Origin of the sequence: Paenibacillus marchantiae, assembly GCF_028771845.1 — a bacterium.
GTDB lineage: Bacteria > Bacillota > Bacilli > Paenibacillales > Paenibacillaceae > Paenibacillus > Paenibacillus marchantiae.
In genome coordinates this window covers 2,397,412-2,414,060 of record NZ_CP118270.1, presented here as the reverse complement: position 1 = coordinate 2,414,060, position 16,649 = coordinate 2,397,412, and the positions used below count along the sequence as shown (strand labels likewise).

11 protein-coding genes are annotated in these 16,649 nt (G+C 48.9%); 4 read left to right on the top strand and 7 right to left on the bottom strand.

The annotated features are described in order from the left end of the window. Window positions 1–70: 70 nt before the first annotated feature. Both rpoN and pruA read right to left on the bottom strand, forming a co-directional pair. Window positions 71–1,375 (bottom strand): RNA polymerase factor sigma-54, encoded by a 1,305-nt coding sequence (gene rpoN, locus PTQ21_RS10890; RefSeq protein WP_274569857.1) that lies wholly within the window; start codon window positions 1,373–1,375, stop codon window positions 71–73. Between the two features lie 118 nt (window positions 1,376–1,493). Continuing rightward, entirely contained in the window at window positions 1,494–3,041 is a 1,548-nt protein-coding gene (pruA, locus tag PTQ21_RS10885; RefSeq protein ID WP_063564616.1) for an L-glutamate gamma-semialdehyde dehydrogenase, read from the bottom strand. A gap of 245 nt (window positions 3,042–3,286) precedes the next feature. Between pruA and PTQ21_RS10880 the strand changes: the two genes are divergently transcribed. Next, on the top strand, window positions 3,287–4,210 hold the full coding sequence (locus PTQ21_RS10880; RefSeq protein ID WP_063564617.1) for a proline dehydrogenase family protein: 924 nt from the start codon (window positions 3,287–3,289) through the stop codon (window positions 4,208–4,210). A gap of 216 nt (window positions 4,211–4,426) precedes the next feature. Here the strand turns inward: PTQ21_RS10880 and PTQ21_RS10875 are convergent, their stop codons facing one another. The 3 genes from PTQ21_RS10875 to PTQ21_RS10865 are packed head-to-tail and all read right to left on the bottom strand — an operon-like array spanning window position 4,427 to window position 8,405. Then, a complete protein-coding gene (locus PTQ21_RS10875) occupies window positions 4,427–6,181 on the bottom strand; it encodes a beta-propeller fold lactonase family protein (protein WP_274569855.1) in 1,755 nt (584 codons plus the stop codon). A gap of 54 nt (window positions 6,182–6,235) precedes the next feature. After that, window positions 6,236–6,592, bottom strand: coding sequence for a hypothetical protein (locus PTQ21_RS10870; protein WP_072735198.1), 357 nt, complete (start codon window positions 6,590–6,592; stop codon window positions 6,236–6,238). A 58-nt stretch (window positions 6,593–6,650) separates the two neighbouring features. Further along, the gene (locus PTQ21_RS10865; protein ID WP_274569853.1) at window positions 6,651–8,405 is read right to left on the bottom strand and encodes a beta strand repeat-containing protein; all 1,755 of its coding nucleotides are present in this window, start codon (window positions 8,403–8,405) and stop codon (window positions 6,651–6,653) included. A 455-nt stretch (window positions 8,406–8,860) separates the two neighbouring features. On the opposite strand from PTQ21_RS10865, the gene PTQ21_RS10860 reads away from it, so the two are divergent. Further along, a complete protein-coding gene (locus PTQ21_RS10860) occupies window positions 8,861–10,555 on the top strand; it encodes a sigma-54 interaction domain-containing protein (RefSeq protein WP_274569851.1) in 1,695 nt (564 codons plus the stop codon). Between the two features lie 280 nt (window positions 10,556–10,835). Here PTQ21_RS10860 and PTQ21_RS10855 read toward each other — a convergent pair whose 3' ends face one another. Further along, on the bottom strand, window positions 10,836–12,905 hold the full coding sequence (locus tag PTQ21_RS10855; RefSeq protein WP_274569850.1) for an nSTAND1 domain-containing NTPase: 2,070 nt from the start codon (window positions 12,903–12,905) through the stop codon (window positions 10,836–10,838). 344 nt (window positions 12,906–13,249) lie between these two features. Here PTQ21_RS10855 and PTQ21_RS10850 point away from each other — a divergent pair, with 344 nt between their 5' ends. Continuing rightward, window positions 13,250–13,534, top strand: coding sequence for a hypothetical protein (locus tag PTQ21_RS10850; protein ID WP_139295722.1), 285 nt, complete (start codon window positions 13,250–13,252; stop codon window positions 13,532–13,534). Window positions 13,535–13,588: 54 nt separating this feature from the next. Here PTQ21_RS10850 and PTQ21_RS10845 read toward each other — a convergent pair whose 3' ends face one another. Beyond that, window positions 13,589–15,259, bottom strand: a complete 1,671-nt coding sequence (locus PTQ21_RS10845; RefSeq protein WP_274569848.1) for a PucR family transcriptional regulator — start codon at window positions 15,257–15,259, stop codon at window positions 13,589–13,591. Between the two features lie 190 nt (window positions 15,260–15,449). Here PTQ21_RS10845 and ald point away from each other — a divergent pair, with 190 nt between their 5' ends. Next, a complete protein-coding gene (gene ald / locus PTQ21_RS10840) occupies window positions 15,450–16,583 on the top strand; it encodes an alanine dehydrogenase (RefSeq protein WP_063567665.1) in 1,134 nt (377 codons plus the stop codon). Window positions 16,584–16,649: the final 66 nt, after the last annotated feature.

The following is a 16,649-nucleotide window of genomic DNA, read 5'->3' as shown; positions in this document are numbered from 1 at the left end:
ACCCCCGCAGACCGTTACCACGGCTCGCGGGGGTTACTTGTTTAGGATATATAATGAAGGCAAACGTCATTCATGCCCAGCGCTTCCGTTCAAGTGAAGGCAAAATCTGAAGCTCTTCCCTGTATTTCGCAACCGTTCTGCGGGAGATAACGATGCCTTCATTCGCGAGTAATGCGGTGAGTTGGCTATCCGAGTATGGGCGTTCCGCCCGTTCAGAACGAATCAGCTCTTTCAGTCTGAGCTTCACCGCCGGCGCAGAGGCCATTTCTCCATTCGTTGTTTCAAGACCTGATGCAAAAAAAGCCTTGAGTTCAAAGACACCATGCGGTGTCTGAACATATTTGCCATTGACCGCACGGCTCACCGTCGACTCATGCATGCCGATGGCCTCTGCAATAATCGCCAGATTGAGCGGCTTCAAACCGGCAGGTCCTTCACGCAGAAAAGATTCCTGTTCGCTCATGATTGCAGCTAGGACACGCATCAGAGTTCGGCGACGCATGCGTACACTGCGAATGATCGCTCTCGCCTCTGCTGCCCGGCCTGACCATACCTCATCTGCATCAATCTCCTTGATCCAGCGATAACAAGCTTCGTTCAGGGATACCCGCGGCACACCCGCTGAATTTAAACGTAGAGAAAGTTCATCATTCCTTATCTGCACAACGGCATCCGGAATAATATAATGTGGACGTTCCGTACAACCGATGGATCTGCAAGGTTTCGGGTCTAGACAAGCAATATAGTCATAGGCTGCCTGAGCCTGCTGTGAAGAAATCCCTAGTCTTGTTCCTGCTCTGCCTGGGTGGAAACGAACCAACTCCTCCAGACCTTTCGCCACCATGTACTCCGCATGCTGGTTAGCTAATGGATCACGCCTAATCTGAAGCAACAAGCATTCACGCAAGTTGCGCGCTCCCACACCTGCCGGGTCCAGCGACTGGAGAATGTCCAGGGCTGCTTCAGCCTCAGGCATCGATATTCCCCTTGCCGATGCAACCTCAGTCAATTCCATCGGTAGATAGCCATCATCGTTGACACAACCAGCCAAATATACAGCTGTTGTCTCCATTGCAGGTGTAAGATTCTGCAACCGAAGCTGAGATATCAACAGTTGTTCAAGTGTAGGTTCAGCGCCTTTCATCTGTAACAGCGGATCATAAGAGGAGAACCTCTCCTGATTCAACCGTCGGGGAAGACGGGTGCGCAGGGTAGAGGGCTCTTCTAGCTCAAGCACCGGATTTTCATCCGCCGCCTCCTGCAAATAACGAGTCAGCTCCTGACCCGACAAGGTCAGCAGATGAATGGATTGCTTCATCTCCGGCGTAATGGATAATCGAATACGCCCCTCCTGCACCAACTGAAATCCTAACATCCGTCTCCCCCCTTAAGCGCTACTCAAGCTACTCCAGTATACTGACGAACAAAGACTATTTCAGGAAATGATAGCATAAAAACCAAGCGATTACAGCGGGCCCAGACCCAATTTTCAACTAATATTTCTCGGATACCAACTTCGCTTGGGTGAACAGCAGCAAGTAGTCTCTTCCCCCTGCCTTGGAATCTGTTCCCGACATGTTAAATCCGCCAAATGGATGTGTACCCACGAGTGCACCTGTGCATTTACGGTTAAAGTATAGATTCCCCGCAAAAAATTCCCGTCTGGCTTGTTCCAGATGTTCGCGATTGCGCGAGATCACCGCACCTGTCAGTCCATAATCGGTATTATTGGCAATATCCAATGCATCCCCGAAGGATTCTGCCTTGATAAAGGCCAACACCGGTCCAAAAATCTCTTCCTGTGAAATCCGCGCTTGCGGGTCCACATCGGCAATAATGGTCGGTTCAATGAAATAACCTGCCTCGTTTCCTGTACTACCACCGAGTACAAGGCGTCCTTCACCCTTGCCTATTTCAATATATTCTGTGATCTTGGCATACGCCTTGTCATCGATAACCGGACCTACCTGATTTCCGACTTCAAGCGGACTGCCCATGCTCAGTTGCTTGGTACGTTCAATCACTTTTTGCAGTACCTCGTCATATACATCTTCATGAATAATGGCACGGGAACACGCAGAGCACTTCTGTCCCGAGAAACCAAACGCTGAAGCCGTGATGGATTCCGCAGCCAATTCCAGATCACTGTCGCTATCTACAACAATTGAATCCTTGCCACCCATTTCAGCAATCACCCGTTTAATCCATTTCTGTCCCGGCGCGGTGCGTGCTGCACGCTCATTGATCCGCAGACCGACATCTCTGGAGCCTGTGAAGCTAATAAAACGGGTGAGCGCATGGTCCACCAGATAATCGCCAACCTCACTGCCCGGTCCTGGCAAATAGTTCACTACGCCGTCCGGCACACCCACTTCTGCAAGCAGCTCCATGAATTTGGCAGCAATAACCGGTGTTGTACTGGCTGGCTTCAATACAACCGTGTTGCCAGATACCAATGCAGCAGAAGTCATACCTGCCATAATCGCCAGTGGGAAGTTCCATGGTGGAATTACAACTCCCACACCAAGCGGAATATAACTCAATTCATTATCTTCGCCTGCAATTCGTGTGAGCGGCTGTGGTTCACTCAGACGCTGCATCTCACGGGCATAAAACTCCATAAAATCAATAGCTTCCGCTGTATCTGCATCCGCTTCTGGCCATGTTTTGCCTGCTTCGTACACCATCCATGCCGAAAATTCATGCTTACGCCGCCGCATGAGCGCCGCCGCTTTGTACAAATAACGGGCACGTTCATTCGGGTCCGTATGTTTCCATGTGCGGAATGTTTCCGCAGCTGTTTGGATGGCCTGCTCGGCAAGCTCTTGATCGGCCTGATAGATCTTTCCGACGATCTGATTTTTGTACGCAGGATTCACGGAGGATACCGTGCGGGCGCTTGTTATTTTTTGTCCACCAATAATAATGGAGTATTCCTGGCCAAGTTCAGCCTCCACCTTGCGAAGTGCGTTCTCAAAAGCTTCCCGGTTGGCCGGGACTGCAAAGGATGTGAATGGTTCGTTAACAAAAGGGATATTCATGAATGATTTCCTCCTTCAGATGTGGGGGTTCGCTGGCTGTTTGCCTGAGTTGCCATGCATTTTACTCATCACCCAATATATGTAGCAAGATCCGTGCCAACTCCGGTTGATGAAGGAATATTTTTTAAAAATAAATATTATCCTTCAAAATTACCGCCCATTTTCTTCTATGCAGAACAACCTTGGCATGATTATTGCTTGATATCTTTGTTATAAAGAAACATGATCCATAAGGAGGAACCCCGATGAGTATCGGAACCGAAATGTACCGTAAAACGCTGCTGACCGTCGCAGGTAATAAAGCTGTGGAGAATCTCTCCATCAAATACGGCAAAAAGCTGGCTGGAAAGTTTATCGCAGGCAACACACTGGAAGAAGCTCTCGAAGAGATTCGGGTACTCAACAACAAAGGCATTATGGCTACACTGGATCATCTGGGCGAGGGCATTACCCATTTAAGAGAAGCCGCGTTGTATCGGGATGAGTATATACGTCTGGTCGAAGGCATTGCCCGTCAGGGTGCAGACTCCAATGTCTCGCTAAAACCAACCCAAATGGGACTCGCGCTGGACCCTGAGGAAGGTTATCGAAATATACGTGCGGTTGCCACCCAAGCGAAGCTGCATAATCTGTTCGTCCGGATCGATATGGAGGACAGCCCGTTTACCCAAGCGACTTTGGATATTGTGCGCCGTTTACACTCGGAGGGACTGGATAATACAGGTACGGTACTGCAAGCCTACTTGCATCGTACCGTAGAAGATACACGTGATATGATTCGGGAAGGAATCCGGCTACGTCTGGTGAAAGGTGCTTACAAGGAGCCTGCATCCGTAGCTTATCAGAACACTTCAGAAGTGATTGATCAATTCAAAACGATGATTCGCAATCATCTGGATCAGGGTGTATACACTGCGGTTGCTTCACATGATGACCACATTATCTCCTGGACCAAGCAATATGCGAAGGATCGGGGAATTTCCCCGGATGCATTTGAATTTCAAATGTTGTACGGTTTGCGTATGGGCGAGCAGGAACGCCTGGCCAGGGAAGGCTACCGCATTCGTTGTTACGTGCCCTATGGAACCATGTGGTATCCATACTACACCCGCCGTCTGGCCGAGAAACCAGCAAATCTCTGGATGGTGGTCAAAAACATGTTCAGATAATTTCTCGACTGGACTCAGACATAAAAACACAAGCATAAAAAAAACAAAAACCATGCTGCCACTTTCTTTCAGGGCACATGGTTTTTCTGTATACACAGCATTCCAGAGCATCCAACTTTTCTTCTCTCCGGCTTATCTCTTAATGTCTAAAAAATGAGCATCCCCAATTTAAAATGTCTATTTTTTTGGACACATCAATTAATTGATGCATTCTCATTAAGGATTTATCCCTATTCCCAATGGTCCGGAATTTACGGTAATTGTAGCTGTAACGGTATTGGTATTTCCATCAATAACCGAGATCGTGCCACTCGTATTGTTCGCGACATAAACTCCATTAGTTAAAGGATCCACTCCTACACCGGATGGTGCAGATCCCACTGGAATGGTGGCAACGACGGTATTGGTATCTCCATCAATGACAGATACATTATTGCTGCCGTTATTTGCAACATAGACAAAGTTCGTATTTGCGTTCAGTCCTGCTTCAAACGGCCCAGTCCCTACTGGAACGGCAGTTAGAACGGTATCGGAAAATCCGCTAATAACAGAGACCGTATCGTCCCCATTATTTTCCACATATAACCGGTTATTTGTTGGATTCACCGCTACTCCCAACGGCTGTGCTCCTACATTAATAGTATTTACGACGGTATTGGTACCTCCATCAATGACAGAAACTGTATCGTCCCCTACATTAGTTACATAGATGAGGTTGGTTATCGGATTTACCCCTACACCAAACGGTTCAGTACCCACTGGAATGGTAGTCACAACTGTGTTGGTATTTCCATTAATAACGGAAACGGTGTTGTCGCTGAAATTATTCACATAAATGAGGTTCGTGTTTAGATTCACAGCTATTCCCTCTGGCTGAACACCCACTGGAATGGTTGTGACGACGGTGTTGGTATTTCCATTAATAACAGAAACAGTATCATCCCCAAAATTAGTTACATAAATCAGGCTCGTGTTTGAATTTACTGCTATAAACTGGGGTTCGCTGCCCACGAGAATCGTGGTTACAACGGCATTGGTATTCCCGTTAATTACACTAACATTATTACTTCCAGAATTAGCTACATAAATTAAATTCACGGAAGTAGGTATACCAGTGGCTCCTGTGGCTCCCGTGGCTCCCGTAACTCCAGTAGCTCCCGTTGCACCTGTTGCACCTGTAACCCCAGTAGCTCCCGTGACTCCTGTTCCTCCGGTAACTCCAGTATCGCCTGTTGCCCCTGTTGCTCCGGTAAACCCAGTAACTCCCGTTACCCCCGTTGCACCTGTAACACCAGTAGCTCCCGTAACTCCAGTAGCTCCCGTGACTCCTGTTCCTCCGGTAACTCCAGTATCGCCTGTTGCCCCTGTTACTCCGGTAACTCCAGTATCACCCGTTGCCCCTATTGCACCTGTAGCCCCAGTAACTCCCGTGACTCCTGTTGCACCTGTAACACCAGTAGCTCCCGTGACTCCTGTTCCTCCGGTAACCCCAGTATCGCCCGTTGCTCCTGTTGCACCTGTAACACCGGTAGCTCCCGTGACTCCTGTTCCTCCGGTAACCCCAGTGCTGCCTGTTGCCCCTGTTGCTCCGGTAACGCCTGTTATACCCTGAGACTCACCCAGCAACTCCTGAGAAACCAACCGATGAGCCGTCACCAACTCACCTTCAGCATCTTTGCCCCAGACAGAAATTTGCGCTTCCGGAGCAGCCGTGTCTGCAGTTGAAAATACAAACTCGAACCCATCAAAATTCGCCACATAGTCTTTGGTCATAACCTGATTAGGCAACACATTAAATAGTTCTTCCACATACAACGTTCTAACCCCATCCAAGAAGTACCCCAAAAGAAGTACATTATACACATCAGTCAAATTTCGGTTATCAATTTTAATTGTGACAAATTGAGTGGGACGTGTACCCGTTACACCTGAAATATTATTTTCAATGGGACCAGTTGATAAAATGGTCATTCAATCACCCTCCTTTGTACCATGACTTAATTCCCCTCAAGTTGCCTATCTATTTCATCCCGAGCCTAATTGTTCGGCAGATACTAGTCGGTGCGCGTCTACCAACTCACCCATTGATGTCTTTCCCCACACGGAAACCTCGGTCTCATTCACAGCTGGACCACTGATGGTGAATACGAACTCGTAAGCAACGAAGTTTGTACTATAATTCCTTGTGAGTACCTGGTTAGGAAACACTTCGATCAACTCACTGACATACATCGTTCTCTCACCGTTCAAGATGTAACCATAAATCTGAAGAGCTGAACTATTGACCAAATCCCTGTTCACAATCCTCACCGTTACAAAACTCGAAGGATTCACACCAAGAACTGGACTATTGTCAATGGGTCCGGTTGATAGAACAGTCATACAATCCCCTCCTTCAGGCAGCCTATTCCCCATTCTGCTTCAGAGCTCATAGCTTGAGTTAGCTGCTCAATTGTTGAATAAGAATAGACGCATTGGCATTGATCTGTGATCCACCTGCCAGAGTTTGCAGATCAACAGTCGATGCACTTGAATGATTTCGTAATGTCAACACATCACCGGGAGCGGCGGTGATAATAATCATTCCTGGATTCGGTTGAGTGCCGGCTCCTGAACCATAGACACTACCGCCTACAGGGGCTCCGTTTTGATAAAGGGTGAATTGGTTTGCCTGAACGCCTGCAACGATGAAGAATATCGCATAGTCCCCAGCATTACCAATAATAATTCCAGCCGTACCCGGTGTATGAGTAATGTTAGTAAGGTTTTCATTGCTATCGAAGGTTATATCCGTCTCGGTAGCTACAGACTGAGTTGAAGTATTAAAAATGTAGCCATAGGACGACAAACCTTGCCCTGTAGAACCCGTGGCTCCTGTCACTCCGGTGGCGCCTGTTGCACCCGTCACTCCGGTGGCTCCGGTTACTCCTGTCGCTCCAGTGCTGCCTGTTACTCCCGTCACTCCAGTGCCGCCTGTTGATCCCGTAACCCCGGTATCGCCTGTCGCTCCTGTTACTCCAGTCCCACCCGTTGATCCCGTCACTCCGGTGCTGCCTGTTGATCCTGTCACTCCAGTGTCGCCTGTTGATCCTGTCACTCCAGTGCTGCCTGTTGATCCTGTCACTCCAGTGCTGCCTGTTGATCCTGTCACTCCAGTGGCTCCCGTTGCCCCGGTAGCGCCTGTTGCACCTGTGACTCCAGTATCTCCAGTTGCACCCGTAACCCCGGTATCCCCAGTTGCACCCGTAACCCCGGTATCCCCAGTTGCACCCGTTACTCCAGTTACTCCAGTGCTTCCTGTTGATCCCGTCACTCCAGTGGCTCCTGTTGCACCCGTAACCCCGGTGGCGCCTGTCGCTCCTGTTACTCCTGTTGCTCCCGTTACTCCTGTTGCTCCCGTTACTCCAGTGGCTCCTGTTGCTCCTGTCACTCCAGTGTCGCCCGTTGATCCCGTAACCCCGGTGGCGCCTGTTGCTCCCGTTACTCCAGTGGCTCCTGTTGCTCCTGTCACTCCAGTGTCGCCCGTTGATCCCGTAACCCCGGTGGCGCCTGTCGCTCCTGTTACTCCAGTGCCGCCTGTTGCTCCTGTCACTCCAGTTTCGCCCGTTGATCCCGTCACTCCAGTGCCGCCTGTTGCTCCTGTCACTCCAGTGGCGCCTGTTGCTCCTGTCACTCCTGGTACTCCGGTGGCGCCTGTTGCACCCGTAACCCCAGTGTTGCCTGTTGCTCCCGTCACTCCGGTGGCTCCCGTTGCTCCGGTTGAGCCTGCCCCTACACCTGTGGCACCTGTTGCACCTGTGGCTCCTGTCGCTCCGGTTACACCTGTTATGCTCAGGGTTTCACCCAGCAACTCCTGTGATACCAATCGGTGAGCCGTGACTAACTCTCCTTCGGCGTCTTTGCCCCATACGGAAATTTGCGCTTCCGGGGCAGCGAGGTCTGCTGTGGAAAATATAAACTCGAACCCATCAAAATTTGCGCTATAATCTTTGGTTATGACCTGATTGGGCAACACATTAAACAGTTCTTCTACATATAACGTTCTGACTCCATCGAGATAGTACCCCAAAAGGAGAACATTATATACATCTATTGAATCCCGATTATCGATTTTGACGGTGACGAATTGAGTGGGGCGGGTACCGGTTACACCTGAAATATTGTTTTCAATGGGTCCGGTTGATAGAATGGCCATTTCATCATCCTCCTTTTTTATTCTTCTTCATGCGGATTGAGCCTTCGTATAGCATTATTCAGAAGTTTCTTAATGGTGTGGACAATTCATGTTCTATATGAATAATCACTTAAACAGCCCGGTACTGGGTGAGAGATAACAGTGTAGTTCACTGTTTCTAATGTTAGTTTTAATAACTCATATCTCCCCTAAAATTTTAATTCGCCCATTTTAATTAACAATTATTCCTAAACTGCAAAAATGAAAGCGCATAACAAAAATAATAAATTGATATCCCTCTCTTCTGCGCCGATATCATGTATGCTTCATGTCAAAAAATATATACACACTTCATTTGGAAAGCTATAATATGGGTAACCATCATCCCCCCAATCATTTCAATTGGGGGCCACTTGTAAGTAGCTCGTGCAACAGGTGTACTTTCCGAAAGTTATGCCCTAACTGAGGTGATATCGATGAAACATTTACTTCCAGAATTAATGACCTTATTACGTACAGATACGAGTATCCTGGATTCGGGCCTCCCCATGCCCACCATCCCTTCAACCACTGGACTGGCAGATGCCATCCCCCTTTTCAATACCAGTCCTTATCTGTTAATTCAGGATGATGGACCTCTATTGGGCTATATCGCTGTATCCGATGTTCTGCAAGAAATGATGCATGCCCATCGGCTTATGGAAGCTTATTTCGAGACAACACTGGAGACAGCAGGCTCAGCTCTGACGTTGATTAATGAAGAAGCAAAGGTGACCTACTGGACATCGGGTGCGGAGCATGTTTTTTCCATTCACAAAAAAGATATCATTGGGAAACCGGCAGCGGATTTCTTTCCCCCGGATCGCCTTCAATCGCTAAAAACGTTATATACAGGGGAAACCGTGTATCGAAAGCAGCACCAACCAAGACCCGATCTGTTCGCCCTGATTAATGCACGTCCAGTGCAACTCGATGGACGTATTGTAGGCGCGGTTGCCGCCGAAGTGGATATAACAACCGAAATTCGTCTGCATCAAGAGTTATTACATATGACATCCAAAGTCCAGCATCTGGAGAAAGCCGTTGCCCGTCTGCGCCCGGATTCCGATCCGTTTGCCAGAATCAAGGGTAGCAGTCCGGTAATCAACCATTGTCTGGAGACTATACGCAAGATCAGTACTACCTCAGCTACCGTGCTCATTCTAGGAGAGAGTGGAACGGGCAAGGAGCTATTCGCCAAAGCCATTCACGACCTGCGTGAACCGCAGACAGCGCCGTTTATTGCCATTAACTGCGGAGCTATTCCTGGTTCATTATTTGAAAGTGAGTTATTTGGCTACGAGAAGGGTGCATTTTCAGGGGCTGATCCCAAAGGAAAAAAAGGGAAAATTGAACTGGCCGAAGGCGGTACGCTCTTTTTGGATGAAATAGGTGAAATGCCGCTGGAGCTTCAGGTGAAGCTATTGCGTGTATTACAGGAGAAAAGTTACTTCCCTGTTGGCGGAACACGTATGAAACAGGCAAGCTGTCGGATTATCGCCGCAACCAATCAGAATCTACTGGGCATGATTGCCCGCAATCAGTTCCGGGAGGATCTCTACTATCGATTAAATGTCATTAACCTCGTCATCCCTCCCCTGCGTAAGCGCAAGGAAGATATTTACGAGTTGACACAGACCTTCCTGCAAGAGTTTTCCTTGCTCTATAATCGTCATATTGAACTGGTCCCTCCCGAGGTGTTCAAGCTGTTATTCCAGTATGACTGGCCGGGTAACGTACGGGAATTAAGAAATGTGATTGAACGGATTACCATTCTCACCACGGATGGCGAGGTCAAGCCTGAATATCTCCCTGACACCTTTATTTCATCCATGGATGAGGCACAATCCATTTTGAACGAGACGGTACAGCTTCATCCACAGTCTGGCCTGGAATCGGGCTCGTCTCCTTTCTCCGAGAGCACGGACCCTTCTGTTCCAATACATGAAGAAGAAAAAGAGGAGTCGACGGATCCTTCCACCCTATCCTATCAGGAGCAGTTGGACATCTATGAGTCGGAACTCCTGCTGCAATACCTGAAAGCCGCCGGAGGCAACAAAAGAACACTCGCCCGGCAGCTCGGCATCTCCAGAGCAACGCTCTATAACCGCATGAAGAGGCTCGGTCTATGACCAGCCTCTTCTTGTCGTTATAACGGTACTGACGGAACCCTATTGCCACCATCATCCAGATAGAAGAACTGGCCGACTGGTTAGCGGAAACGAATCGTTAATGCTTCAATTTCACTAACCTATCGGCCTCATGTAACCCTGGATCTTATAGTCACTGATTGAGAATGATTCCATCAAAAAAAACACACAGGACCAGCTCTATAGGCCGGTTACTGTGTGTTTTTTTGGTTTATTCCGATAATGCTAATTTCCAATGAAATTATATTATGCTTTCTATCACCTATAGCACTCTTGCCAGTCGGACCAAAGCCGCTCGCAGATGCCGATAGAATGTCGCCCGACTCATCGAGCATGCTTGTGCTGCGGCAGTTGGATTGCCAGCATGTGTCCAATAGGCCGTGTATAACAGCATCTGATCCTGCTGGGAGATACCATGAACCCGACCCTCCAGCAAATCCAGGATATGAGTCTGTAATTGAATTCCATCCGTCATGCCATTCACTCGCGCTGCGGACTCATGCAATTCTCCGGGAGAGTGCAGATGAGTCAACATTTTGCGTACATCCTGTTCGGACCAGGGAACCTGATTCACGCCAGATGTCCCCTGTTGTAACCCGCTGCTCTTTGTATCCGGACCCAAAAGGGACATCACCCAGTCACCGAATTGCCCGCTACGTAAATCCAGATCCAGCACAGATGCCTGATCTTCATACAAGTCACATAAACGAGTACGTGCTCTTTTACTCCGAAAACCAATGTTCTGCAAAAACAGCTTCAGATACGGATTGGTTGCGACCAATATGACCCTGGCCCCTTCTCCCAGTAGTGACAGACGATCCAGCGACATATAACCCACAAGTTCTTCACGTTTGTAACCTGGCACATCATCCCTTGCTGCAGCGAGTACCGCAAAGTGAGTATCCGTCTGGTCCGGATCACAATCCAGCTCTTCTGGTGTGAAACATTCCTGCATTTCGGCCGGAAAATATTTGCACAACATCCCGCTGCTCTCCCGGTGCACGAGCACCGTAATGAACATCGCGATCGGATCGCCCTCCTTGTCACGCATCAGTACAATTCCCTCAGGATAACGCTGTGCAAGTTCGTCTAAAAAAGCAGGATAAGACGGCGCCTGCCAGGGCTCCACACTATATTCACACCACTGTTGGAGCAATTTGTGCAACGCCGGCAAATCTTCCGCTCGCATCACTTCCATCGGAGAAAATAGTGAATCTGCCGATACATCAGCATACTTCCGATGCTGTAGCATGGATTCCTGACACAAAAGGAGCATTTTCCTGGTAATCTGGCGTCTCTCATGTGGACCCGCTTGTTCATGGAGCGGCTTCAACAGCCCCGCTATTCGCACACGCATGGCTTGCAGACGCTGTGGTTCACGTTGGCGGAAATCCCGAAGCAAATGCAGTCTGGCCATATCATGCAGCGCCAAACCATTAGGACCGGAACGGATAAATGACATACGCCTCAGGACGTTGTATTCCTCAAGCGTCACCTCTGTTTGCAGCACAGATGCCAACAATTCCTGATTCGCCGTTTCCAGCAGCGTTAATACCTCTACCATTGGGTGCAGGCGGGGAAGCGTCAATTCAAGCAGCAGCCTGGCACTAATCATTTGTGATACTTCGGTCCAATCGGAGATGGGAATATTCCTGCGCTGATCCGCAGCCTCTACAGCAAGCGCTAACCCGAGCGGATGTCCATCCGTCATACGCGCAATCGTCCCCGCTATGCTCCTGTTCAATGATCCCGCCAATGCAATGTATTCGGACACTTCTTCACCCGTAAAATGTTGAAGAGGCATCTGCACGAGGCGCTGCCGCAACCTTGGATGTGTCCGCCATGCTGAAGCCGGCTCCGGTCGTGAGGCCAGAATAATAAGTACTCCATATAACGGGAGCTTGGATACGAAGACTTCCATAAACCAACTCTCCAGAAGAGCCAGCTCCTCATAATTATCCACAGCAAGGACCAGCCGCCTCTGAACTGAAGTTTCACTCAGCAGGCTTAATGGCCGCTTGTTACCATCACTCCCCATTGTCTCAAGTCCCAATGTAGAGGAGAGATACTCCAAAAAAACTGACGGTGTAGAGCCGCAGGATCTGCCATCCATCCATATGGCAGTTGCCCCCTGGTTTCGAGCAATGGACAACATCTCGGACAGCAAGGATGATTTACCGATCCCCCCCATGCCCGTAACTGAAAAAATGGTTAAAGGTGCTTCCGGATTGCTGAGCCATCGGTCCAACAGCATCAGTTCCTTGGCTCGACCCACAAAACGTTTTCCATGACCATAATGGCTGTCGTATTGAATCTCACTACTGTTTTCCATCTGTGTCCTCCGTACTAGATACTGGTACTTTCCCTTAACCGTATTTTCTCACAAGTTGAGACTATATTGAGACGCACAGTTACATGTGAAGTGATAAAATCTAGATAAAAGCCAAATTATAGTAAAATACACAAAACAGCTGTATGCAAACGTTTAACACTGGGTACATACATCTTTCATGAGGATGTTCAACATATTCGCCATTCCGCTAATCGAGCACACCAATCAAGTGGGCATTTGATGTGATTCAGAACGCTGAAGTCCATAAGCAGCTACTATTTTCAAACTTCATGCTTCCCTTTCAGAACCTATACAGCCCGATATTCCAGGAAAGGCGGATTTGTGTGAAAAAAAACCTCGATATCTGTAATCTGAGCGGACAACTAGGAATCAACCGTGAACGACTTGATGAATGGTTGCGTCAAACCGATGTTTCATCCAAAAAAATGGAGACGGGAACTCTTCCAGAGCGCAGCTCTTCACCATACCGCTTGGCTGCTCCCACCTCACTATCCCTTGCACCTTCCTCTGGCCAACCGAGACTGTTTCGCGGCCGCCGTCCGGATTCTGGCAACCCTGTATTACCGAGAGCATTACGACAAACTCGTCGCATCAGTAAAAATTGCTAGACTGTGCACATCTTTCAATAACGCACAGTCTGGACTGTCTTCCAGCCTGATCCATCAAGACGAAAAATCCTGTTCCTCCTCGATCATGGCATGAGCAAGCAGCGCCATCTCCAGGCAGATTCTTCTTTCCTGATCCATAAAATCAGGTCCCATTAATTCTTCTAACTTCTCCAATCTATTGTACAGAGTTTGCCGATGTATGAACAATTGAGCAGCTGCATCCCGCTTGGAACCGAAGTTTTGCAGAAAGGCATCCAAGGTCTCCACCAGCCTTAGATGATGTGTCCGATCATATTCAATCAGAACACCCAGATAGTCATTCACAAAAGGCTGCAGAAACGATTGGGGCAATGCTTTTAACATTTGATATATACCCATACGTTCGTAAAAATGAATATGTTCTAGCCGATCTACGGATCGTGAAACTTCGATGACCTGATACGCTTCCCGCAGACTGTCTGGCAATCCTGTTAAACGGTTACGCACCTTGCCAAATCCGGCATGGATCGTAACCTGCTTCAGGTTGCGACTCGCAAATCTCTTCACATCAACAATAATGCCTTCAAGTGACTTTACCAGTTGATTTCGTGTGGATGTCTTGCTCTCTTCCCTGGCACAGCATACATATACCTGATTATTTTTCAGCATGATGAGGCTGGCCAGATTGTTCTTTTTGAGTAACGAACGCAGCAGAACCAGAATATCCTGATGGTTGGTTTCCATTCGCTCACGGCCGATGCCTTTCAGACGGTGCTCCATCTCAATAACCCCGCCGGCAAACCAGTACTGTCCCTTTACCAGCAAACGGAGCCCCATTCGGGTCTGCGCCTGCTCTTCATGAAGAATGTTACCGTTCATCAGATCCTGGATCAGTTCATTCTGGTTGCGTACCATCTTCTCCTCCAAAAACTGGGAGCGCAGAGTCAGTGCCGCCGCAGCCTTTGCTGTATAATCGAGCAACAGCTTAAGATACTCAACGGGTGCTGAAGGATGTACAACCATGCCTACCGCGGAAAAAACCTGACCAAAACATACGACCGGGTGACACAGTAACACCTGTTCCTCATCCAGATGGAACCATAATTCGGTGTCTGAATCATTGAGATCCAGATGCTCAACCTCCTGTTCGTACCATGTGTAGATCGCTTGCTGTGTCTCCGAAGGTAGCTCCGGCACAAAACTGCCCGGTTCCATGGACGAGATATACACAACCGGTTTGGCCGCGTATTCATGCAGAAGATGAAGTACAGCCGACATGTCTGTACTCTGTAATGTTCGCTGCTGAAGCTGACGGGAATAGGTTTCCAGACTCTTCAGCAGTTGGTGTTGATGATTAATAAGCAAAGCGTGAATATCTTGCGTGATCTCAACAAAACGGACCGGTTGCTCAAACACGATAAGCGGGAATTGATGCCTGTCAGCCAGTTCAATCAATTCTTCGGGAATGCCATGAATGCTCGTACCAAATTCCACGCAGAGCCCCGCCGCTTCGCTCCGGATTAACTGGAGCAGATATTCTTCGCGCCCTTCTTCCGATTGAAGCCATAGTCCAGTGGATAAAATAAGATCATGGGGACTTACAAATGGAGAAACATTGGTAATCTCCAACACATGAACCCATCCAACCTGACGTAATGTTCCTTCTTTCCCCGCAGCAAGCCGGGCTTTGGCAAAGACGGGGCGAGCCAGAATATCCTTTATCGTAAACACGCGGTCATTTCTCAATATCGATCCCTCATAGTGTCATTTTTTCTTACATTATAAGCGATGGGTAAATGTCCTGAATAGTCTTTTCTCGACATTATGTTGAATCAATTCTTCAAAACATAGACATGAGGTAAGGTGCAAAACGATGATCCAGGTCATAAACTTGTAGTATAAGCTAACAACCATTAAATGGACGAGGTGCATGGCGATGAGAATCGGAATTCCGAAAGAAATCAAAAACAATGAAAACCGTGTAGCAATGACCCCAGCTGGAGCTGCTGATTTTGTCAGAGCCGGACATCAGGTCATGATCGAACGTGGCGCAGGATTGGGCAGTGGATTCACAGACAACGAATATCAATCGGCTGGAGCGGAGCTTCGGGATACAGCTTCAACTGTGTGGGCTGAGGCAGATATGATCATCAAGGTCAAAGAACCCCTTGCCAGCGAATACGCCTATTTCCGTCCTGGCTTGATTCTCTTCACCTACCTGCACCTCGCAGCGGAACCTGCACTGGCAAAGGCACTGATTGAAAGCCGGGTAACCGCCATTGCGTACGAGACACTGGAAGTTAACGGTACGCTGCCTCTGCTCACACCGATGAGTGAAGTTGCCGGACGGATGTCGGCTCAGATTGGAGCGCAGCTGCTGGAGAAAACGGAAGGTGGCAAAGGCATTCTGTTATCCGGCGTACCCGGCGTAAGCCGTGGCAAGGTCGTCGTTATTGGTGGCGGGACGGTGGGCACGAATGCCGCCAAAATCGCGATTGGTCTGGGTGCGGATGTGACCATCCTCGATTTGAATCTGAATCGTCTGCGCCAGCTGGATGATATTTTTGGCAATCAGATTCATACGCTGGTATCGAGTCCATCCAATATTGCGTCGGCTGTTGCGGCTGCCGACCTGCTGATCTGTGCGGTGCTGATTCCAGGCGCCAAAGCGCCAACCCTAGTCAGCGAGCAAATGGTCACCACCATGGCACCCGGTTCGGTCATTGTCGATGTGGCGATTGATCAGGGCGGAATTGTGGAGACCATTGATCATATCACGACCCACGATGAACCGACCTATGTGAAGCATGGTGTGGTGCATTACGCGGTAGCGAACATGCCGGGCGCGGTGCCGCGCACGTCTACGGTGGCGCTGACCAACGCCACCATGCCTTATGCGCTGCAGCTGGCGAACCACGGTGCAGCCGCCGCGATTCGCGGCAGTTCGTCCATTCGCAGCGCGATAAACGTGCTGAATGGACATATCACGTATGAGGCGGTTGCCCGGGATCTCGGGCATGCCTATGTTCCCGCAGGACAGGCGCTGGAGAATACCGCCGCGGTCCAGTAATCTTGATATGACCGTTCACCTGGCGCCTTGTCGCCGGCCTGTGGAACGTAATAGAAGCGCCAGTCC